Raw genomic sequence first — 19,451 nt, forward strand, 5'->3', positions numbered from 1 at the left:
CCGAGTCCCGTCCCACCCCAGGCAACGTCGTGCCCTCGAGGCACCGACGAGGTGGGACGGGACTCTGACCCCGGCGTCTCAGCTTGTGTTCGGTTGTGGGGAAGCACAGGGGCGTTCGGCGGGTTTCTCCGCCGACCGCAGTCCGGCCGTGTCGGGCCGGTACCGTTTTCCCTGTGGAGCTCCCGATGCGATTCCCCCGGATCATCGCCACGTTCATCGCCCTGACGCTGCTCGCCGCGGCTTGCAGCGACGACGGCGACGCCGGCAACACGATCAACCTCGGCGACAACGGGCTCGCGCCGTCGATCGACGACATCCAGGTCGACGTGCGAGACGGCAGCACCCGCGGGCTCGAGTTCGCCACCTTCGACAACGAGCCGGTCGGCTTCGACCAGTACCTCGGCGAGCCTCTCGTCATCAACTTCTTCGCCCAGTGGTGCGTCAACTGTGTTCAGGAGATGCCCGCCTTCGAGCGCATCTCCGCGGAGTTCGCCGACGAGGTCACGTTCCTCGGCATCTCGATCGACGAGGACCCGGCGGACGCCCTGGAGCTCGTTGCCACGACGGGGGTGACCTACGACGTCGGCTGGGATCCGTCCGAGGAGCTCTACGCCCACTTCCAGGGACTCTCGATGCCGACGACCGTGTTCGTCGACGCCGCTGGCAACGTCCAGCGGGTGTGGTCCGGCGTGCTCGACGACGACAGCCTCCGTGACCGGATCGACGAGGATCTCCTCTGATGGGTGAGTTCGCGTGGCCCTTCGGCCTCGGCCTGCTCGCCGCGTTCAACCCGTGCGGCTTCGCGATGCTGCCCGCCTACCTGTCGTACTTCCTCGGGATCGAGAGCAAGCACCACGACCAGTCCCGCCTGACCACCGTGGTCCGCGGCCTCGCCGTCGGCGGGGTGATGTCGCTCGGCTTCGTCGCCGTCTTCGGTTCGTTCGGGCTCCTCACCGCCACCGTCCTCTCGCAGGGCACCGTGCTCGACTACGTGCCCTACGTGATCATCGCGGTCGGCGTGCTCATGGTGCCGATGGGCGTCGCCATGCTGATGGGCCGCGACATCGTCCTGCCGCTGCCGAAGATGAACAAGGGCACCGGCAGCCGGGACCTCGGCTCCGTGTTCATGTTCGGCGTGAGCTACGCCGTGGTGTCGCTCGGCTGCACCGTCGGCATCTTCATCATCAACATCAGCGACTCGTTCACCCGCGACGGCATCGCCCGCGGCACCGGCAACTTCCTGGCCTACGCGGCCGGCATGGGCCTGGTCATCACCTTCCTCACGATGAGCCTCGCGCTCGCGAAGTCGAACGTGGCGGTGAGCATGCGCCGGCTGCTCCCCTACATCGGCCGGGTGTCGGGCGCGCTGCTCGTGCTGGCGGGCATCTACATGATCGACTTCGGCATCTGGGACTATCGGGTGCTGATCGACGGCAACGTGACCGCCGGCAATCTGCTCGTCGACCAGGTCGAGGAGCTCCAGACCGCCACCACCGTCTGGATCGAGACCACCACCACCGAACGCATCGGCGTCCTCTCGTTGATGGGCATCCTCGGGGCGCTCATGGTCGCCTGGCGCGACGACGTGGCGGACGCGGCGAAGCGCCTCGGCATCCTCATCATCTTCTGGGGCACAGTGCTGCTGATCGAGGTCGCCAACGGCTTCGACTTCGTGTTCCTCCCGCTCGTTCGCTTCGTGGCCGGATGGCCGGCTCGCATCGGCCACTGGTTCACCGACCCGGCCCGGGGTGGGGTCCCGTTGGAGATCCTGTTCGTCGCCCTCGTCGCCTGGATCGTGTGGCGCCGCGTCGATCGGTATCGTCCGCAGCATGCTCCGGGAGTTGTTGGCGCGACCTGAGGTCACCGAGATCTGCGAATTGCGTGGGTCGTTCGGGATCATGGCGTTCCACGGCGGCAACCTCGAGCGGTGCACGGACGTCATCGCGGCGGAGATCGCGGCCCGCACCCACAGCTCCCTCTACGCCGTCGTCCAGGCCCCGCCGCTACGCCGGCACGTGCCGTCGACCGCGTTCGACCCCGAGCACTCGACCGCGCTGCGTTCGTTCATCGAACACGTCGACATCGTCATCGCCATCCACGGATACGGCCGCGAGGACCGCTTCTGGGACCTCCTGCTCGGCGGCCGCAACCGCGAGCTCGCGGCGCACGTCGGTGACCATCTGCGCCAGGGCATCGACGACCGGTTCGGGGTGATCGACGATCTCGAGGAGATTCCGCGGGGGCTCCGGGGCCAGCATCCGGCCAACCCGGTCAACCTCCCGATCCAGGCCGGCCTGCAGATCGAGCTCCCGCCGACCACCCGCTGGAACCGCGAGGAGGCCGAGTGGTCGGACTGGCAGGGGACGGGACGGGCCCCGCAGGTGGAGCAGCTCATCGACGTGCTCAGCGGTGCCGTCGACAGCTGGGCGGCATGACGGCGTCGGCGCGAACCGGGTCGCAGTAGCCTCGCCGGATGGACCTCCGCATCTTCGTCGAGCCGCAACAGGGCACCACCTACGCCCGTCTCCGTGCCCTCGCCCAGGAGGCCGAGGCCCTCGGCTTCGACGCGTTCTTCACGTCCGATCACTATCTGAACATGGGCGACGGCGACGGCCTGCCCGGCCCCAACGACGCGTGGACGACTCTCGCCGGCCTGGCCCGCGACACCGAACGGCTCCGGCTCGGCACCCTGGTCACCCCGATCACCTTCCGGCTGCCGGGCCCGCTGGCGATCGCCGTGGCCCAGGTCGACGAGATGTCAGCCGGACGCGTCGAACTCGGGCTCGGTGCCGGCTGGTTCGAGGACGAGCACCGCGCCTACGGCATCCCGTTCCCCGCGATCGGTGACCGCTTCGACCAGCTCGAGGAACAGCTCGCGATCATCACCGGTCTGTGGGAGACGCCGATCGGTGAGACCTTCTCCTTCTCGGGCGAGCACTACACGATCGACGGGTCGCCGGCCCTCGCGGTGCCGACCCAGGCCCCGCGCCCACCGATCGTGATGGGCGGCTACGGGCCGAAACGCACCCCGCGGCTCGCCGCGACCTACGCCCAGGAGTTCAACCTGCCGTTCCCGCCGAGCGGGATCTACGCGGCCTTCGCCGATGTCGTCCGGGCCGCGTGCGAAGCCCAGGATCGTGATCCCGCGTCGATGACCTTCTCCACGGCGCAGGTTCTCTGCTGCGGGGAGGACGAGGGCGAGATCGAACGACGGGCTGCCGCCATCGGGCGCGAGGTCGACGAACTTCGGGAGAACGGCGTCGCCGGCACGCCGGCCGAGTGCGCCGACAAGCTCCGTGGCCTCGCCGCGGAGGGCGCGACCCGGGTCTATCTCCAGGTGCTGGACGACACGGACCTCGACCACATTCGCCTGGTCGCGGCCGCCGTCGCCCCGCTGCTGGACTAGCCGACCGCGGCCTCGATCTCGGCCGTCACGGCGTTGAGCTCGGCCAGCGATCCGGCCCGGTCGTCCGCATAGCCCAGGATCGCCGCAGAGATGCGTTCGCTCCACTCGGGAACGCCGGAGACGTCGCCGCCCATGAGGTCGAGCATCGCGATGAAGGGACGACACACCGCCTCCCGGAAGTCCGGGTCGTCGGGCCACGCCTGACCCTGGCCACAGTCGTCGACCCCGTCGTCGGAATCGACCACGCCGTCATCGGTGCTGACCGTGGGGCCGGTCGTGTCGTCATCGACGGTGTCGGAGGGGCCTACCGAGGCGTCACCGCCGTCGTCTCCGAAACAACCGGTGGCGAGCAGCGTGAACACCGCCACCACCGCGAGCAATCTGGCTACACGACGCATCTGTCGACCTCCTGGTCCGCCGTTTCAGGCTCCATCGACGGATTCGGACGATTCCTGAGCGTCTAGGGTGCGAGGCGCTCGATGATCCAGCCGTCGTCGCGGCGGCGATAACGCAGGCGATCGTGCAGCCGGTTCGGCCGTCCCTGCCAGAACTCCATCGATCGCGGTCGGATCAGGTAGCCGCCCCAGTGGGGCGGTCGGGGAACCGATCCGGGGAACCGGGCCTCGGTCTCGGACCAGCGGGTCTCGAGCTCGTCGCGCGAGGCGAGGACCGCCGACTGATCGCTCGCCCACGCGCCGATCTGGGCGCCGCGCGGCCGCGAGGCGAAGTAGGCGTCCGATTCGATGTCGGGCAGGTGCTCGACATCCCCCACGACGCGGATCTGGCGTTCGATCTCGCGCCACACGAAGGTCAGCGCGGCGCGGCCGGACGCGGCGATCGCCACGCCCTTCGCCGAGTTGCGGTTCGTGTGGAAGACGAGTCCCCGCTCGTCCGCGCCCTTCACCAGCACGGCGCGCGATGACGGCCAGCCGTCGACGCCCACGGTGGCCACGGTCGCCAGGTTCGCATCGAAGGGATTCGTCGACGCCCAGGCATCGAACCACTCCTGGAACTGCGCCATCGGCGTCGCCGCCAGGTCGGATTCGTCGAGGCCGGCGAGGCCGTACTGCTCCCGCATCGCGGCAAGATCCATGTCGGCAGCCTACGGTGCGGCTGTGGACCGGCGAGCGTTCATCGTTGTGGCTGTGGGTGGGGTGGCCGGCGCGTCCGTCCGCTGGCTCGCCGGCGAGATCATCGACGACCGCATCCTCACCCTGCTGATCGTCAACACGATCGGCACCGGCATCCTCGGCGCGGTCACCCAGGGCATCCTCCACAGCAACGCCACGCGGAATCTGCTCCTCGGCGTCGGGTTCTGCGGCGGGCTGACCACCTTCTCGACCTTCGCCGTGGAAGTGGCGATGCGCCTCGACGACGGCAAGGTCGTCGACGGGCTCGGCGTGACCCTCTTCTCCGTTGTCCTCGGGCTCCTCGCCTTCCTGGGCGGCGTCATGACCAGCCGGTGGGCGGCATGATCGTCGTCGGCTTCGTCGTGGCTGCGGGCATCGGCGCCGGGGCCCGCTGGTATCTCGGCGGTGCCCTCGGGCGACTCGGCGGCACGATGGTCGCCAACACGCTCGGCTCGTTCATCCTCGGCCTGCTCGTGGGTCAGTCGACCGGCACGAGCACGGTCGTCGGCGTGGCCGGACTCGGCGCCCTCACCACCTGGTCCACCCTGATGTCACAGATCGCCGAACTCGTGCGCACCGACCGTGAACGGGCCCTGCGCTATGGCGCGGTGTCGATCATCGGGGGCGTCGCCGCCGCGTGGCTCGGCCTGAAGATGGGGTGAAGGGCGCCGAGACGATCGCCCGGCTCCCCGACGCGGACGAGGCCCGGTGCCGTCAGACGCGCCGGGCGACGCACCACGCGCCGGTACCGGCTCGTCCCGCGGTCGCGGTCCAGGACCCGGGCAGGGCGGCCACCACGTCCTGCGCCGGCAGGTGGATCGGCGTCTCCTCCGCGAGGGTGTTCACCCAGATCAGCGGGCCATCGGCGGCGAGTACGCGATCGACCTCGTCGGGGAACAACAGCATGTTGACGAGCAGCAGGGCAGGCGCCGCGCCGGACCGGAACGGCAGCGCCGACGCGTCACCCTGGACCTTCGGCGCGAGGCCGTCCGGCGCGTGGCGCAACATCTCGATCGCGAGGTCCATGACGACCGGGGTCCAGCCGTGGTCAACCAGCTCCTGGGTGCCGACGCCGGAACCCGAGCCCAGCTCCAGGATCGGTCCGGGGATGACCGCGCCGCGCTCCAGGGCGTCGGCGATCGCCGCCCGCCGGGCCGGGGTGTCGTGATCAGCGTGCCAGGCCGGCGCCATCGAGTTGAACATGTCGGCGACCCTCGCCCGCGTCTCCGCGTTCCATTCGCGGTCGAACGCGACGCGGCGGGTGACGTCGCGCATCGGATGGGTCGACCCGAACACGGGCAGGTCACGATCCGTCCCCGGTGCGTCCGGGAGCCATTCGACGGGGCCGGACACGTCAGCCGACTGCCGGGATCTCGGTCATGTCGCCGAGGTAGGGATGCAGCGCTTCGGGCAGACGGATCGAGCCGTCCGGTTGGCGACCGGTCTCGACGATCGCCGCCCAGACCCGGGGAACGGCGAGCCCGGATCCGTTGAGGCTGTGCACGAACTCGGTGCCCTTGCCCTCGGCCGGTCGGTAGCGGACGTTCGCCCGCCGGGCCTGGTAGTCGGTGCACCAGCTGACCGACGAGACCTCGAGCCAGCGGTCGGCGCCGGGCGCGTAGACCTCGATGTCGTAGGTGCGGGCGCCGGCTCCGCTGATGTCGCCGCAGGCCAGATCGAGGACCCGATGGGCGAGCCCGAGGTCGCGGATCGCGCCCTCCGCCCGATCCAGGATCTGCCCGTGCATCGCCTCGGCCTGGTCCGGTGTGCAGAACGCGTAGAGCTCGACCTTGTCGAACTCGTGCACCCGCAGCAGACCCCGCGTGTCCTTGCCCGCCGAACCCGCCTCGCGGCGATAGCACGAGGTGTGGGCCATGAGCCGCAACGGCAGATCGCCCTCGTCGAGGATCTCGCCCGCGACCATCGACGTGAGCGGCACCTCGGCGGTGGGAATGGCCCACAGGTCGTCGCGCTCGAGGTGGTAGGCGTCGTCGGCGAACTTCGGGAGATGGCCCGTGCCGATCATCGTCTCGGTCTTCACCACCGTCGGCGGCCGCACCTCTTCGAACGCATCACGATTGCGGTCGAGCCCGTAGTTGATCAGCGCCCGCAGCAGGCGGGCACCCGCCCCGCGGTACATCGCGAACATCGAGCCGGACATGCGCACGGCGCGGTCGACGTCGAGAATGCCGAGCTCCTCACCGATGTCCCAGTGCGGCACCCGCTGGTGCGGGGCGTAGCTCGCCGGATCGAACCCTTCGACGCGCAGTTCGACATTGTCGTCCTCGGTCAGCCCGTCGGGCGCGTCCGGCGACGGCATGTTGGAGACCGTGAGCAACAGGGAGCGGATCTGCGCCTGGAGCGCGTCGGCCTCGTCGCTGAGCGCCTTCTCCCTCTCACCCAGCTCGCGGCTGGTCGCCTGGAGTTCGCTCGCCTCGTCGGCCCGGCCGTCCTTGTGCAGCGCGCCGACCTGCTTGGAGATCTGCTTGACCTCGGCGCGGATGTCGTCGCGCTCGGTGCCGATGGCCCGCATGCGGGTGTCGAGCCCGATGACCTCGTCGATGGCCGCCGTCGATTCGCCCCGCCGCGCGATGGCCGCTTTCACGGCATCGGGATCGGTGCGGATCAGCTTGATGTCGAGCATGCGAAGACGGTACTGCCCACGATGTTCAGTGCGGTCGGCTTTCGTGGGTCGGCTCGCCGGCCGCGTCGAAGGCGGCCTCGACATCGGAGTACGTGAGCCGGCCCCGGGTGAACTTCTTCTCCTCGTCCTCCCGGCGGATGACCGCGACATGGCGGAAGAACCGGATCGCGATGAGCGTCCACAGATAGAAGCCGCCGACGACCTTCATGATCGCCCCGGCCATCTGCTGGTCGTTGGTGGGGTCGATACCCCAGAGGTTGTAGTCGTGGTCGTAGGCGTCGTAGACGACCCCCTCGGCGAACACGAGCCAGCCCGCCGGCACGGTCGGCACGACCGACATGAGGAAGAGGTAGATCAGCTTCCCGGGCTCGCTGAGGTGGACCTCCTTCAACGGGCCCAGCACCGGGAACCACATCAGCAACGCGGTGAAGAACACCCCGAGGTGCACCATGTAGTGGAACGGGCCGTTCTCGCTGCTGAGGTTGACCACCCCACCCCAGTGGGTGAGCATCTGCAGGAGGTTGAAGAGCACGCCCGCCACGAGCGGCTTCGTCAGCGTCCGGAGGATCCGGGCGGTGACGCCACCGTCGAGCACGAGCAGCCGGGCCAGCCACTCCGGCATGGCCAACAGGAGCAGCGGCGGGACCATGAACGCAATCAGCAGATGCTGGAACATGTGCACCGAGTAGAGGTACTGCTCGGCGATGTCGTGCATCGGATAGTCGGCCGCGACCCACAACAGGATCACGCCGGCCACGAAGTAGCGCTTCTGGACCCGGGTGACGACGGGCTGCCCGGCGGGCACGACCAACGGTCCGATCGCGCGGACCGCGTAGACGCCGAGACCGATGATCCCGCCGATGAGGAGCCAGACCTCGGGATGGGCCTCGAAGGCCCATGCGTTGACGGCGAGCAGGTTCGCCGTCATGTCATCACGCCCAGAACTCGAAGGCCGCCAGCGCGGCCACGTAGACCGCGGTCGCCAGCACCAGACCACCCACGAAGAGCTTCGTGAACAACGGGTTGTCGTGCTTCAGGTGCATGAAGTACATGGCCACCATGTAGAACTTCACGACCATCATGACCATGAGGCTGGCGATGGTGACGGAGTTGTTCTCGAAGACGGTGACGGCCGACTCGAAGTAGGTCAGCACCTCGACCCCCGTGATGGCAGCGAGGAGCAGGGCAATCTTGACGTAGGCCCAGTCCGACGGATGGTCGTGGGCCTGTTCTTCAGCCAGTGTTGTTTCAGCCAGTGTTGTTTCAGCCATGACTCGTTGCCCCTCAGTCGACCGGGATCAAGTAGATGACGGTGAAGATGAAGATCCAGACCACGTCCACGAAGTGCCAGTAGAGCCCGACGATCTCGACGGTCTCGCTGTGCTCCTGGCGGAGTTTGCCCTGTTTGGACGCCACGAAGAGCGACATCAGCATCACGATACCGAGGCTCACGTGGACACCATGGAAGCCGGTCAGGGTGTAGAACGCCGAGCTGGCGGGGTTGTGGGTGTAGCCGACGCCCTCACGCAGGAACGAGGTGAACTCGTAGACCTGACCGCCGATGAAGATCGCGCCCAACATGGAGGTGGTGAGCAGCCACGCCCGGGTCGCGGGATTGTCGCCACGGGTGATCGCCGAGAGGGCGAGCACCATGGTGAGCGACGACATCAACAGGACGAAGGAACTCACCGAGGTGAACGGGATGTCGAAGACATCGGTCGGGATCACCGTGTTGTCCGGACCCGGGCCCCGGCGCGTCTTGTAGAGCAGGTAGGTGGAGATCAGACCACCGAACAGCAGACACTCCGACCCGAGGAAGGCCCACATCGCCAGCTTGGTGTTGGAGATACCCGTGCTGGTCGCGTGGCCGTGATCGGCGGTGTCGACGGCAGCGTCAGTTGCGGTTGCCATCTCAGGCCTCCTCGTCGCCGGCGGTCACCGGTGCTTCCTCGTCGTCGTGATGATCGTCGTGGTGATCATCGTGATCGTGATCGTGGCCGTGGTCCGCGTCGGGATCGTCCACCGGCTCCAGGGCCCAGGCATAGATGCCGATCCCGGTGAGCAGACCGCCCACGACGCAGAGCCACAGGTTGAAGATGAGGCCGTAGCCGATCAGGGGCAGGCCGGCGGCCAGTACGAGCGGCCAGAAGGACGGCGCCGGCAGGTGCACGCCCGTCGCCGAGCCGTCCTGGGCGGCCTCCTCGACCGTCGCGATGCGCACGACGTTGCGGTTCTCGTCGTAGCCGTACTTGCGATGCCACCACTCGTCGTCGCTCTCGATGACGGGCACCTCGTCGAAGTTGTGCTCCGGGGTCGGCGACGGGACCATCCATTCGAGGCTCCGGGCGTCCCACGGGTCAGGCCCCGGGGGCGGCAGGTTGGGGGCATCGCGGCGCGACTTCCACACGTTGAAGAAGAAGAAGAGCACCGACAGGGCGATCACGAACGCACCGATGGTGGCGACCAGGTTCCAGAACTCGAACCCGAATCCCGGTGAGTAGGTGTCGATGCGACGGCTCATGCCCTGCAGGCCCAAGACGTGCATCGGGCCGAAAGTGAGGTTGAAGCCGATCAAGATCGTCCAGAAATGGAGCTTCCCCCAGGTTTCGTTCAGCATGTGCCCGAAGAACTTCGGCCACCAGAAGTACATGCCGCCCATCAGGCCGAGCACGCCACCGCCGAAGATCACATAGTGGAAGTGGGCCACGATGTAGTAGGTGTCGGTCTGCTGGGTGTCGGCGGGGGCCAGGGCGTGGGTGACGCCGGACAGACCACCGATGGTGAACATCGCGACAGCGCCGACCGCGAAGAGCATCGCGGTGGTGAACCGCAACTTGCCGCCCCACATCGTGGCCAGCCAGTTGAGGATCTTCACCCCGGTCGGGACGGCGATGAACATCGTCGACATCGAGAACGCCCAGACCGACAGCGGCCCGATTCCGGACACGAACATGTGGTGGGCCCACACACCGAAGCCCATGAAGCCGATCGCGATGCCCGAGAACACCATGAACGAGTAGCCGAAGATCGGCTTACGGCTGAACGTCGGGATGATCTCCGAGATGATGCCGAAGCTCGGCAGGATGATGATGTACACCTCGGGATGGCCGAAGATCCAGAAGAGATGTTGCCAGAGCAGCGGATCGGCGCCCATCTCCGGATTGAAGAACTGGGCCCCGAAGAGCCGGTCGAAGAGCAGCAGGAAGAGCGCCACCGTGATGACCGGCAGGGCGAACAGCAGCAGGAACTGGGTCACCAGGAGCATCCAGGTGAGCACCGGCATGCGGAACAGCGTCATACCGGGGGCCCGCATGTTGAGCACCGTGACGATCAGGTTCGCCGCCGAGACGAGCGAGGCGATACCGGTGATCAAGAGGCCGATGGCGTAGAAGTCGACGCCATGGCTCGGCGAGAACGCCAGACCGGAGTTCGGGGAGTAGCAGAACCACCCACAGTCGGCACCACCGCCGCCGACGATCCACGACGAGTTCAGGAAGATCGCGCCGCCGATCCAGACCCAGAACGACAGGGCGTTGAGACGGGGGAACGCGACGTCGCGGGCGCCGATCTGCAGCGGGATCAGATAGTTCGCGAAGGCGGCGGCCAGCGGCATGATGAACAGGAAGATCATCGTGACGCCGTGCATCGTGAAGACCTGGTTGTAGATGTCGGCCGACAGCACGCTGCCGTTCGGCGCGGCCAACTGCACCCGGATCAACAGGGCTTCGATGCCGCCCACGATGAAGAAGAACATCGCGGCGACGCCGTACATGATGCCGATCTTCTTGTGATCGACGGTGCTCAACCAGTCCCGCCAGCCGTTGCCGCCCTGGGGGCGGGTCAGCACGCCGAGGGGACGTTCGACGGTGGCGGCCTCGCCGGTCGTCAGCGCCAGGGGATCTTCCGTGACGGCCATCTCACTCCACCTCCGTCGCCTGGATCATCTCGGCGCTGGCATCGGGGCCCAGCGTCGTGAGGAAGGCGATCACATCGTCGATCTGTCGTTCGGTCAGGTTGCGGTCCGGCATGCCCCGGGGCAGTTCGCCATCGGGGAGACCATCGGCGTAGTTGTCCTTCACCTCGGCCGGATCCCGGATCCAGCGGGCCAGGTCGTCGACGTTCACGGATCCGTCCTCGTTGTAGAGGTTCAGGATGCCGCCCGCGAACGTCGTGCGGCTCATGAGGTGGGTGAGGTCCGGCGCCGAGCCGGAGACGACCTCCGCACCGTCGTAGTCGAGGTCGTTGAACCCGTCGACGAGATGACACGAGGCGCACTGGGTGTTGAAGACGTCGAGGCCGCGGAGGGCGGCGCTGGCGTCGTCGCCGACCGAGGCGGTCTCCCCGGCCCGGACGGCGTCGACATAGACCTGGAGCTCGTCGTCGAACGTGGCGGGCGCCATCTGCTCGTCGATCCAGTCCTGGAAGTCGGCGGGGGTCAGGGCGAGCGTCTGCATCCGCATGCGGCTGTGGGACAGGCCGCAGAACTCGGTGCACTGCCCGAAGTAGACGCCGGGTTCGTCGGCTTCGATCTTCCAGGGCGCGAAGCGCCCCGGCACGGCGTCGCGCTTGCCGTTGAGTTGCGGGATCCAGTGTGAGTGGATCACGTCACGCGAGGTGATGATCAGTTCCACTTCCTGGCCCGTCGGGATGGCGAACTGGCCGGAGGTGACGATGTCGGCCGGCGGCAGGTTCATCGGATCGGCGAGTACCTCGTGGGTGATCTGTTCGCCGTCGAGGTAGTAGCGGTACTCCCACCACCACTGCTGGCCGACGACCACGATCGTCGGCTCCCACTCGATCGACTCACCCGCGACGTCGAGGGTCATCGCATTCGCCTCGTCGATGTCGTTGATCGCGAAGTGCACGACGCTGGTGGCGACGGCGACGACCACCATCACGAGCGCGGGGATGGCGGTCCACGCGATCTCGAGCGTGTTGTTGTGGGCGATCTGTTCGGGGAACTCGTCGTCGCCCTCGTAGGTCTTGACGCGGTGCTTGAAGCCGAGCCAGACGACCGCGCCACACACGAAGACCAGCACGACGCCGGCAACGATGAAGACGGGCAGGGCGAGGCCGTAGATCTCGTCGGCGACACCACTGCGAGGCTGCAGCGTGTCGAGCTCGGCATCGCTGGCGCAGCCGGCCAGCAGGAGGCCGAGCGCGAGGACGATGCCGGCCTGGCGACCGCGGCTGTTGAACAGGTGACTCACTATCCGTCTTCTCCGTGGTCGACTTCGGTGCTGCCGTCTTCGCCGTGCGGTTCGTGCTCGTCGAACTCGCGCTCGCCGTCGACCGTGGCCCACACGCCACCGCCGAGAATGGCGACCCCGAGCACCACCGAGAGGCCGGCCACGAGGTTGCGGTTGATCTTCTTGTCGGACGCGGCCAGGAAGCCGATGCCGAGGATGACGACGGCGAGGACGCCGGCGATCAGGACGGCGCCGTTCTTCGAGGCGTTCAGCAGGATCCGCGAGGCGAGCAGCACGATCACGGCGATGACGGCCGCACCGGCAGCCGGGATCTCGATCGGCGCCATGATGCGGTTGCGCAGCGCCCGGTTGGCCTCCGGGTCGCCGGAGGCCCGGTCGGCCCAGGCGTCCATCATCCATTCGATGGCGACCGCGCCGACGATCACGAGTCCGGTGATGAAGACCGCGGTGTTGAGCACGAGGCCGATGGCCATGGTGGCGGCGCCGAACGCGCCCACGACCGGCCAGAAGCTCGCGGTCACCGGCTGGGTCGGCTCGATGTCGTCCACGCCCATGTAGTCGGCCTGGTCGGCCGGGTCGGCGTCCCGGAAGAAGATGAGCGTGCACGCGATGGCCATCGCCACGACGCCCAGCAACACGAGGAGGCCGTAGCCGACGTGTTCGCCCACGCCCTCCTTCCAGCCGAGGGAGATGGGACCGGTCCAGTTGCCACCGCTCGTGTAGCCATAGAGCATGGCCGCGGTGACGAGACCGACCCCGATACCGAAGAAGAACTTGAAGCCCGTTGTGAACATCTGATCCCTACTTCGCGACGTAGACGACGTACCAGGTGATCGACCACATGGCGACCACCGTGTCCCAGTAGAAGGCGGCCGCGGCGACGCCGTCGGCCTTGCGGGGGCCGTATTGGCCGATGAGTGCCCGCAGGAAGGTGAGCGTGAGGAACGCCACCGCACTGATGAGGAAGGCGAGGAACACGCCGTTCACCAACAAGAAGAGGAACTCGGCGTTGCTGCCCGCGAGGGCGAAGCCGGTGTCGTTGATGATGAACCAGAGTTGGTTGAACACCGCGGCACCGAACAGGCCGGTGAGCCCGAGCGCCATGTAGGCGTTGAGGCGGTCGTCGTTGTTGATCGCCTGCACCGCCCACTGGACGGTGAAGACGGACAGGATCATCGTGGCGAAGACGAAGCCCGCCGGACCGAGTTCGATGACACCGGCCGGGAACCATTCGTCCGCCGCGGCCCGCTCGTTGATGTAGATGACGAGCACCCCGGCGAACGCCATGAACGCAGCGGCGGACGCGAACATCGTCGCGACGAGCACGGTGCGGGGTCGGGTGACCTCCGCGGCCGGAAGCGCGTTGGTGGTGACAGCCATCAGGCGTCCTCCCCTTCGTCGTCGAGCAAGGGCGATTCGGACGTCACCAACGCGGGGGGTTCGGCGAAGGCGCCGTCCACCGTTGCCCACTCGAGGGTGTGGCCACCCCACGGGTCGTCGGTCGCGGTCGCGCCGGTGCGCACGGCCTTCGCGATCGCGGCCACCACGCCGAGGGCGCCGAGGCCGATCAGGACCGCGCCGATGAGCGAGACGATGGCGAGCGTGTCCGCGATGTCCTCCGTGGGCACCGCGAGCGGATGGTTCACCGTGTCGAAGAAGCCGCTGACGACCTGGGCGCCGCCCAACAGCACCGCACCGCCGATGAGATCGAGGAGGGCGAGACGTCCGAGCATGGGCGGGAGTTCGTGTCCGCCGATCTTGGCGGCCCAGAACCAGAAACCGCCAACGGCGGCGACGATGGCCGCGAGCAGCACGAGCGACGCGACGCCGGAGACGGCGAGGGTGCCGATGCCCTCGACCTGGTCCGTGGAACCGCCGAGCTCGAGCGGCTCGATGACACGAAGCGCTCCCGCGACCACACCGAGCAGGAGCAGGATGCCGCCGCCGAGCGCACCCACGAGATGGGCCGCCGGCAGGCCGACGATGGCGTCGCCGCCGCGTCGCAGCGTGTCACCTGCCCCACCCATGGCCCCGAGGACCGGCAGGAGGGCGGCGAGACCGAAGGCGATGAAGAGGAACTTCTCGTCGTGGGGAATCGCTCCGTCGTTCTGGAAGTAGGGCTGGCTCCAGGCGCCGAACGCGAGCAGGCCGAAGAGCCCGATCAGACCGGCCGACAGGCCGTGGCGGGCGGCGCGGACGCCGGCCGTCACCGGGACGATCGAACCCAGGATGCCGAGCACCGGAATGGCGAAGGCGTAGACCTGCGGCTGTTCGACGACCCAGGCGATCTGCCCGTAGATCGCGAGGCTGCCGCTGGCGTCGCCGCCGAAGGTGCCCGGACCGTTGTGGAGATCGACGTAGGCGATGAGGAGGTTGGCCAACAGGACCGGCAGCGTGAGGAGCCACACCGAACAGGTGACGAGGATCGACCAGGCGAAGAGCGGTGTCCGCAGCAGGGTCATGCCCTTGACCCGCAGCGAGATCACCGTGGTGGCGAGGCAGAGGGAGGCGAGCAGCAGCGAGACGATCACGAAGCCGAGCCCCACGAGGGTGAGGGCGATCGCGTCGCGCTCGGCATTGGTGACCCGGTCCACGGCGCCGAAGCCGCCGCCGGCGAGCACCGCGACCACCGTGATGCCGGCGCCGAGCATGAAGCCCCAGACCGCGGCGAGCGCGGCACGGGGGAACGCGATGTTGGTCGAGCCGACCTGCATCGGGACCACGACCGTCGCGAGGCCCACGAGCAGCGGCGCGGCGACGAGGAGGGCGAGACCGATGCGGTACAGCGCCCACATCTGGAAGTAGGCGTTGTCGCCACCGAACAGATCCGTGCTCTCGGCGTCGGTCCCCTCGATGCCGAGCAGGACGCCGAGCACCACGGCGCCGATCAGCAGGAGCAGCCCGGAGCGCAGCCAGTACCGGCCGATGCGCTTGTGATCCGTGGTGGTGAGCGCGTCATAGAGCCCAGCCACCGCAGGAGAGGCGACCGCCGGTGCTGTGTCGGTCGCCGGCGGTGAGTCGGTCATCGTCATTGTGGCAGGTGTCCTCCGACAGTTTCCAGGGATGCCGCGGCGCGGCAACACCCGGAGGTGCAGTACCGAGAGCGCAGCCTACAGGGCCGCGTGTGCTCGGATGGAAACCGGGCGGCCCACGATTTTCGGGGAATTTCCGGCCCGGAAAATCGTCAGAAGCCGTTGCGGACGATCTCGTCGGCCGCCATCGCGCCGAACAGCAGCGTCACATAGGTGATCGACCAACCGAAGAGGCGCATGGCCAGCGCCGGTTCGGGCCGACGGAAGACCTGGATGGCGAGGCCGAGGAAGACGCCACCGAGGACCACCGCGGCGACGTAGTACGTGATGCCCATGTCGGCCACCGGACCGAACAGGAGGGTGAGCGCCCACAGCAGCACCGTGTACCAGACGATCCGCGAGGCCGTGGTGCGCAGCGAAGCGACCGCCGGGAGCATCGGCACGTCAGCCGCCTGGTAGTCGTCCTTGTAGCGGATGGCCAGCGCCCAGAAATGCGGCGGCGTCCAGTAGAAGATGATGGCGAAGAGCACGACGGGCGGCCAGTCGAGCTCGTTGGTGACCGAGGACCAGCCGACCAGCACCGGTACGGCGCCCGCCGCACCGCCGATCACGATGTTGCGGGTGGAGGTGCGCTTCAGCCACATCGTGTAGACGAAGACGTAGAAGAGCGTCGCCGACACCGCGAGCACCGCCGACAGCAGGTTCACGAATCCCCACAGCCAGGCGAACGCGGCGATCTCGATCGCGAAGGCGAACACGAGCGCCTCGTTCGGCGTGACCTCGCCGGTCACGAGCGGGCGACCCTTGGTGCGCTCCATCACCCGATCGATGTCGCGGTCGATGTACATGTTGAACGCGTTGGCCCCACCCGCCGCCAGGGTCCCGCCGACCACGGTCGCGACCATCAGCCAGATCGAGGGGAGGCCACCCTCGGCGACCACCATCGTGGGAACCGTGGTGATGAGGAGGAGCTCGATGATCCGCGGCTTCGTCAACGCCACGAAGGCGAGGATGCGCGGGCGCGTGCGAGCGGGGGCGGTGGCGGTCACGAGTCAACAGGCTACGGCCGACGGGCCAGGACCGCCCACTGGGGCCGTAGCCTTTCCCTTGTGAGCCCGGCCCGCTATCTCGAACTCACACGCGTGGCGCTCTGGTCCCTGGTGATCATCGTCTACACCGGAGCCGCGGTGCGTCTCACCGGATCGGGCCTCGGCTGTCACGACTGGCCGAACTGCAACGAGGAAGAACTCGTCCCCGCCGCGAGCTATCACGGCTGGATCGAGTTCGGGAACCGCATGTTCACCGGGGTCGTGGCGCTCGCGGTGGTGGCTGCGGTGCTGGGGTCGCACCGCCGATCCCCCCACCGAACCGACCTCGTCCGGCTGTCGTGGGGTCTCGTCGCCGGCGTGATCGCGCAGATCCTGCTCGGTGCGCTGCTCGTGCGAACGGACCTCGACCCCCGGTTCACGATGGGACACTTCCTTCTCTCGATGGTGCTGCTGTGGAACGCCGCCGTACTCCATCACCGGGCGGGCCTCGACGACGCGCCCACGCGACAGCGCGCCGGGTCGGCTATCCGCCGGCTCACGCAGGTGGTGTTCTGGGCGGGAGGCGTCGTGCTCGTTCTCGGCACGGTCGTGACCGGGTCCGGACCGCACTCGGGCAGCGAGGACGAGTCGGTCGCGAACCGGTTGCCCTTCGACCTGCGCGAGGTCACCCGGATCCATTCGATCTCGGCGCTGGTCCTGATCGCCGCCGTCGGAGGCGTGCTCTGGGTCGCCCACACTCGCGGGATGCTCCAGGTCCGGCGCGCCGCGCAGACGGTCGTCTCCCTGCTCGGCGCCCAGATCGCGCTCGGCTACTGGCAGTACTCTGCCGGCGTGCCCGAGGCGCTGGTCTTCGTCCACATCATCGTGGCGACGATCGCGTGGATCTCGATCGTCCGCCTCGACCTCGAGGCGGCCCGGTGACCGCGCCGCTCACCACCCTCGACCCGGAGGTCGAGGACGTCGTCGATCTCGACAAGCCGTGGAAGGTGCTGGTCTGGGACGATCCGATCAACCTGATGTCGTATGTGGCGTTCGTGTTCCGCAAGCTCTTCGGCTTCTCGGAGGAGAAGGCGCATCGGTTGATGATGCAGGTCCACACCGAGGGCAAGGCGGTGGTGTCGTCGGGGCCGCAGGAGAAGGCGGAGATGGACGTGTTCCGACTTCACGAGCACGGGCTCTGGGCGACCATGGAGAAGGACTCGTGAGTCGGACGGAGCCGTACTTCGTGGCGGACGTCGGTGGGGTGCGGGTGTCGCTCGAGGGCTACGAGCAGGAGTTGCTCGCCAACCTCATCACCGATCTTCGTCATCTGCTGATGGCCGAGGAGCACGAGTTCCTGCGCCGTCTGAAGCCGCCGGCCCATCCGGGCGACGACGAGGCAGAGGAGGCGTACCGGGGCATGGTCGACGACGAACTGCTCCGCGGGCGGCTCGAGGGACTCGACATCCTCGAAGAGACCATGGACGGCGGCATTCTCGACGACGACCGGGTCGCGGCGTGGATGCAGGCCCTCACGAACCTGCGTCTCATCCTGGGCGAACGGCTCGAAGCGGGTGGCGCCGACCTCGCCGCGCACGATCTTCCGGATGACCCCGCGGCCACGATCTTCGAGTGGGTGGGCGAGTTGCTCGAGTGGCTCGTGCGGGCCGCGTCCGCCTGATCCCGACACCTCTCACCCTGTGCGGTCTTGACACCCCGTTCCGTGGTGATCCACAGTTTGTGGACAAGTCTGGCCACCGCGGCCGCTTCGTTGGGGGAGTACAACCATGGACAGGAATCGACGGCACCGCCGTCTTCGAGTCACGTCGCTCGTGATGGCTGTCGCAGCCGGTGTCGGTCTGCTCTTTGCGGGCCCGGCCCTCGCGGCACCGACCGCGAGCGCCACCGGAACGACGGATGTGGTCACCGGATCGGTCATCTCGGTCAGCGTCGACGGCTCGGGCGGATACGACGGGGCGGCGATTCTCGCCGTCTCCGCGTGTGGCAACTCGAGCGACGGCGCCACCGTGTTGCCGGCCGCTCCCGGGAGCACCGGATGCTGGGGCGCCTCTGAGCTCGCCCAGATCCAGTTCCAAGCCGCACCGGTCGACGGCACCAACTACAGCTTCGACTACGTCTGGCAGAACGACGGGATCGGCGAGGACGATCTCACCTGCATCTACTCGACCGTGGTGCCGTGCAGCGTCATCGTCAGCCTCGTCGACGCGACGCTGACGCCGATCCCGGACACGCAGATCGCCATCTCGGTCTTCCCGCCCGAGCCGGACACCGACGGTGACGGCGTGGGCGACGGGACGGACAACTGCGTCGACACGCCCAACGCCGACCAGGCCGACGGCAACAGCGACGGCGAAGGCGACGCCTGTGAGGCGGATGCCGACGGTGACGGCGTGTACGACGACATCGACAACTGCGTCAACACACCCAACGCCGACCAGGCGGACGTGGACAGCAACGGCACGGGCGATGCCTGCGAAGGTGACAGCGACGGCGACGGCGAGGCCGACGACACCGACAACTGTGTCGACACGCCCAACGCCGATCAGACCGACACCGACACCGATGGTGCCGGCGACGCCTGCGACGAGGACGACGACGGCGACGGCGTGGACGACGGCGACGACAACTGTCCGCTGATCGCGAACGCCGACCAGGCCGATCTCGACGGTGACGGCGCGGGCACGCCGTGCGATGAGGACGGCGATGTCGCGCCCACCACGACCATCGCGCCGACCTCGACCGTCGCGCCGACCACCACGATCGAGCCGCCCGCCCAGGAGCAGCAGGACGACGACGACGAGCTGGCCTTCACCGGCCCGAACGACGGCCTGTGGATCCTCGCCCTCGCGCTCGTCGTGATCGGTGGCGGCTTCCTGTTGCTCGGCCACTCGGTGCCCCGCCCGGCACGGACCCGCAACGACAGCTGAACCGGTTCATCTGAGGGATCGGGCCGTCGGGGCAGTGCCCCGGCGGCCCGTTT

Annotated in this window: 23 protein-coding genes; 10 read left to right on the plus strand and 13 right to left on the minus strand. The window is 68.0% G+C overall.

Annotation, left to right across the window (positions count from 1 at the left end):
- The first annotated feature begins 173 nt into the window (after positions 1–173).
- From R8F63_15460 to R8F63_15475, 4 genes are read left to right on the plus strand one after another with little or no spacing between them, the layout of a single operon-like run.
- A complete protein-coding gene (locus tag R8F63_15460; protein ID MDW3220011.1) occupies positions 174–740 on the plus strand; it encodes a TlpA disulfide reductase family protein in 567 nt (188 codons plus the stop codon).
- On the plus strand, positions 740–1,858 hold the full coding sequence (locus R8F63_15465) for a cytochrome c biogenesis CcdA family protein (protein ID MDW3220012.1): 1,119 nt from the start codon (positions 740–742) through the stop codon (positions 1,856–1,858). Before R8F63_15460 ends, R8F63_15465 begins: the two co-directional genes overlap by 1 nt.
- Complete coding sequence (locus tag R8F63_15470) at positions 1,830–2,435, plus strand: poly-gamma-glutamate hydrolase family protein (GenBank protein ID MDW3220013.1); 606 nt, start codon at positions 1,830–1,832, stop codon at positions 2,433–2,435. The genes R8F63_15465 and R8F63_15470 overlap by 29 nt, the downstream gene beginning before the upstream one ends.
- Positions 2,436–2,473: 38 nt before the next feature.
- Positions 2,474–3,406 carry an LLM class F420-dependent oxidoreductase gene (locus R8F63_15475; protein ID MDW3220014.1) on the plus strand — a complete coding sequence of 311 codons (933 nt, stop codon included), beginning with the start codon at positions 2,474–2,476 and terminating at the stop codon, positions 3,404–3,406.
- Here R8F63_15475 and R8F63_15480 read toward each other — a convergent pair.
- Both R8F63_15480 and pdxH read right to left on the minus strand, forming a co-directional pair.
- A complete protein-coding gene (locus R8F63_15480) occupies positions 3,403–3,804 on the minus strand; it encodes a hypothetical protein (protein ID MDW3220015.1) in 402 nt (133 codons plus the stop codon). The genes R8F63_15475 and R8F63_15480 overlap by 4 nt on opposite strands.
- A 62-nt stretch (positions 3,805–3,866) precedes the next feature.
- Positions 3,867–4,499 (minus strand): pyridoxamine 5'-phosphate oxidase, encoded by a 633-nt coding sequence (gene pdxH / locus R8F63_15485; GenBank protein ID MDW3220016.1) that lies wholly within the window; start codon positions 4,497–4,499, stop codon positions 3,867–3,869.
- 22 nt (positions 4,500–4,521) lie between these two features.
- On the opposite strand from pdxH, the gene R8F63_15490 reads away from it, so the two are divergent.
- The gene (locus R8F63_15490; protein ID MDW3220017.1) at positions 4,522–4,881 is read left to right on the plus strand and encodes a CrcB family protein; all 360 of its coding nucleotides are present in this window, start codon (positions 4,522–4,524) and stop codon (positions 4,879–4,881) included.
- Positions 4,878–5,198, plus strand: a complete 321-nt coding sequence (locus R8F63_15495) for a CrcB family protein (GenBank protein MDW3220018.1) — start codon at positions 4,878–4,880, stop codon at positions 5,196–5,198. The genes R8F63_15490 and R8F63_15495 overlap by 4 nt, the downstream gene beginning before the upstream one ends.
- A 52-nt stretch (positions 5,199–5,250) precedes the next feature.
- On the opposite strand, the gene R8F63_15500 is transcribed toward R8F63_15495, so the two are convergent.
- From R8F63_15500 to R8F63_15550, 11 genes are all read right to left on the minus strand, one after another.
- Positions 5,251–5,889 (minus strand): methyltransferase domain-containing protein, encoded by a 639-nt coding sequence (locus tag R8F63_15500; GenBank protein ID MDW3220019.1) that lies wholly within the window; start codon positions 5,887–5,889, stop codon positions 5,251–5,253.
- A gap of 1 nt (position 5,890) precedes the next feature.
- Entirely contained in the window at positions 5,891–7,180 is a 1,290-nt protein-coding gene (serS, locus tag R8F63_15505; GenBank protein MDW3220020.1) for a serine--tRNA ligase, read from the minus strand.
- A 25-nt stretch (positions 7,181–7,205) separates the two neighbouring features.
- The gene (locus tag R8F63_15510; GenBank protein MDW3220021.1) at positions 7,206–8,108 is read right to left on the minus strand and encodes a cytochrome c oxidase assembly protein; all 903 of its coding nucleotides are present in this window, start codon (positions 8,106–8,108) and stop codon (positions 7,206–7,208) included.
- Between the two features lie 4 nt (positions 8,109–8,112).
- Entirely contained in the window at positions 8,113–8,451 is a 339-nt protein-coding gene (locus tag R8F63_15515) for a cytochrome C oxidase subunit IV family protein (protein MDW3220022.1), read from the minus strand.
- 13 nt (positions 8,452–8,464) lie between these two features.
- A complete protein-coding gene (locus tag R8F63_15520) occupies positions 8,465–9,091 on the minus strand; it encodes a heme-copper oxidase subunit III (GenBank protein ID MDW3220023.1) in 627 nt (208 codons plus the stop codon).
- 1 nt (position 9,092) lies between these two features.
- On the minus strand, positions 9,093–11,096 hold the full coding sequence (ctaD, locus tag R8F63_15525) for a cytochrome c oxidase subunit I (protein ID MDW3220024.1): 2,004 nt from the start codon (positions 11,094–11,096) through the stop codon (positions 9,093–9,095).
- A gap of 1 nt (position 11,097) precedes the next feature.
- Positions 11,098–12,390, minus strand: a complete 1,293-nt coding sequence (gene coxB / locus R8F63_15530) for a cytochrome c oxidase subunit II (GenBank protein MDW3220025.1) — start codon at positions 12,388–12,390, stop codon at positions 11,098–11,100.
- Entirely contained in the window at positions 12,390–13,184 is a 795-nt protein-coding gene (locus tag R8F63_15535) for a hypothetical protein (protein MDW3220026.1), read from the minus strand. Before R8F63_15535 ends, coxB begins: the two co-directional genes overlap by 1 nt.
- Before the next feature lie 7 nt (positions 13,185–13,191).
- Positions 13,192–13,770 carry a hypothetical protein gene (locus R8F63_15540; GenBank protein ID MDW3220027.1) on the minus strand — a complete coding sequence of 193 codons (579 nt, stop codon included), beginning with the start codon at positions 13,768–13,770 and terminating at the stop codon, positions 13,192–13,194.
- On the minus strand, positions 13,770–15,362 hold the full coding sequence (locus tag R8F63_15545) for a cbb3-type cytochrome c oxidase subunit I (protein ID MDW3220028.1): 1,593 nt from the start codon (positions 15,360–15,362) through the stop codon (positions 13,770–13,772). Before R8F63_15545 ends, R8F63_15540 begins: the two co-directional genes overlap by 1 nt.
- A 212-nt stretch (positions 15,363–15,574) precedes the next feature.
- The gene (locus tag R8F63_15550) at positions 15,575–16,471 is read right to left on the minus strand and encodes a heme o synthase (protein ID MDW3220029.1); all 897 of its coding nucleotides are present in this window, start codon (positions 16,469–16,471) and stop codon (positions 15,575–15,577) included.
- Between the two features lie 60 nt (positions 16,472–16,531).
- Between R8F63_15550 and R8F63_15555 the strand changes: the two genes are divergently transcribed.
- From R8F63_15555 to R8F63_15570, 4 genes are all read left to right on the plus strand, one after another.
- Complete coding sequence (locus R8F63_15555; protein ID MDW3220030.1) at positions 16,532–17,392, plus strand: COX15/CtaA family protein; 861 nt, start codon at positions 16,532–16,534, stop codon at positions 17,390–17,392.
- A complete protein-coding gene (gene clpS, locus R8F63_15560) occupies positions 17,389–17,676 on the plus strand; it encodes an ATP-dependent Clp protease adapter ClpS (GenBank protein MDW3220031.1) in 288 nt (95 codons plus the stop codon). Before R8F63_15555 ends, clpS begins: the two co-directional genes overlap by 4 nt.
- The gene (locus R8F63_15565) at positions 17,673–18,131 is read left to right on the plus strand and encodes a DUF2017 family protein (GenBank protein ID MDW3220032.1); all 459 of its coding nucleotides are present in this window, start codon (positions 17,673–17,675) and stop codon (positions 18,129–18,131) included. Before clpS ends, R8F63_15565 begins: the two co-directional genes overlap by 4 nt.
- A 154-nt stretch (positions 18,132–18,285) precedes the next feature.
- Entirely contained in the window at positions 18,286–19,398 is a 1,113-nt protein-coding gene (locus tag R8F63_15570; GenBank protein MDW3220033.1) for a thrombospondin type 3 repeat-containing protein, read from the plus strand.
- The last annotated feature ends 53 nt before the right edge of the window (positions 19,399–19,451 follow it).

This window comes from Acidimicrobiales bacterium (assembly GCA_033344915.1).
In the GTDB taxonomy this organism is placed as follows: Bacteria; Actinomycetota; Acidimicrobiia; order Acidimicrobiales; family Aldehydirespiratoraceae; genus JAJRXC01.

Excerpts from the sequence above, each read along its gene's own strand:
- ctaD (MDW3220024.1), bottom strand. The coding sequence starts at position 11,096 with ATGGCCGTCACGGAAGATCCCCTGGCGCTGACGACCGGCGAGGCCGCC.
- R8F63_15540 (MDW3220027.1), bottom strand. The coding sequence starts at position 13,770 with ATGGCTGTCACCACCAACGCGCTTCCGGCCGCGGAGGTCACCCGACCC.
- R8F63_15535 (MDW3220026.1), bottom strand. The coding sequence starts at position 13,184 with ATGTTCACAACGGGCTTCAAGTTCTTCTTCGGTATCGGGGTCGGTCTC.
- R8F63_15515 (MDW3220022.1), bottom strand. The coding sequence starts at position 8,451 with ATGGCTGAAACAACACTGGCTGAAACAACACTGGCTGAAGAACAGGCC.
- R8F63_15470 (MDW3220013.1), top strand. The coding sequence starts at position 1,830 with ATGCTCCGGGAGTTGTTGGCGCGACCTGAGGTCACCGAGATCTGCGAA.
- serS (MDW3220020.1), bottom strand. The coding sequence starts at position 7,180 with ATGCTCGACATCAAGCTGATCCGCACCGATCCCGATGCCGTGAAAGCG.
- pdxH (MDW3220016.1), bottom strand. The coding sequence starts at position 4,499 with ATGGATCTTGCCGCGATGCGGGAGCAGTACGGCCTCGCCGGCCTCGAC.
- R8F63_15510 (MDW3220021.1), bottom strand. The coding sequence starts at position 8,108 with ATGACGGCGAACCTGCTCGCCGTCAACGCATGGGCCTTCGAGGCCCAT.
- R8F63_15465 (MDW3220012.1), top strand. The coding sequence starts at position 740 with ATGGGTGAGTTCGCGTGGCCCTTCGGCCTCGGCCTGCTCGCCGCGTTC.
- R8F63_15570 (MDW3220033.1), top strand. The coding sequence starts at position 18,286 with ATGGCTGTCGCAGCCGGTGTCGGTCTGCTCTTTGCGGGCCCGGCCCTC.
- R8F63_15475 (MDW3220014.1), top strand. The coding sequence starts at position 2,474 with ATGGACCTCCGCATCTTCGTCGAGCCGCAACAGGGCACCACCTACGCC.
- R8F63_15520 (MDW3220023.1), bottom strand. The coding sequence starts at position 9,091 with ATGGCAACCGCAACTGACGCTGCCGTCGACACCGCCGATCACGGCCAC.
- R8F63_15480 (MDW3220015.1), bottom strand. The coding sequence starts at position 3,804 with ATGCGTCGTGTAGCCAGATTGCTCGCGGTGGTGGCGGTGTTCACGCTG.
- R8F63_15495 (MDW3220018.1), top strand. The coding sequence starts at position 4,878 with ATGATCGTCGTCGGCTTCGTCGTGGCTGCGGGCATCGGCGCCGGGGCC.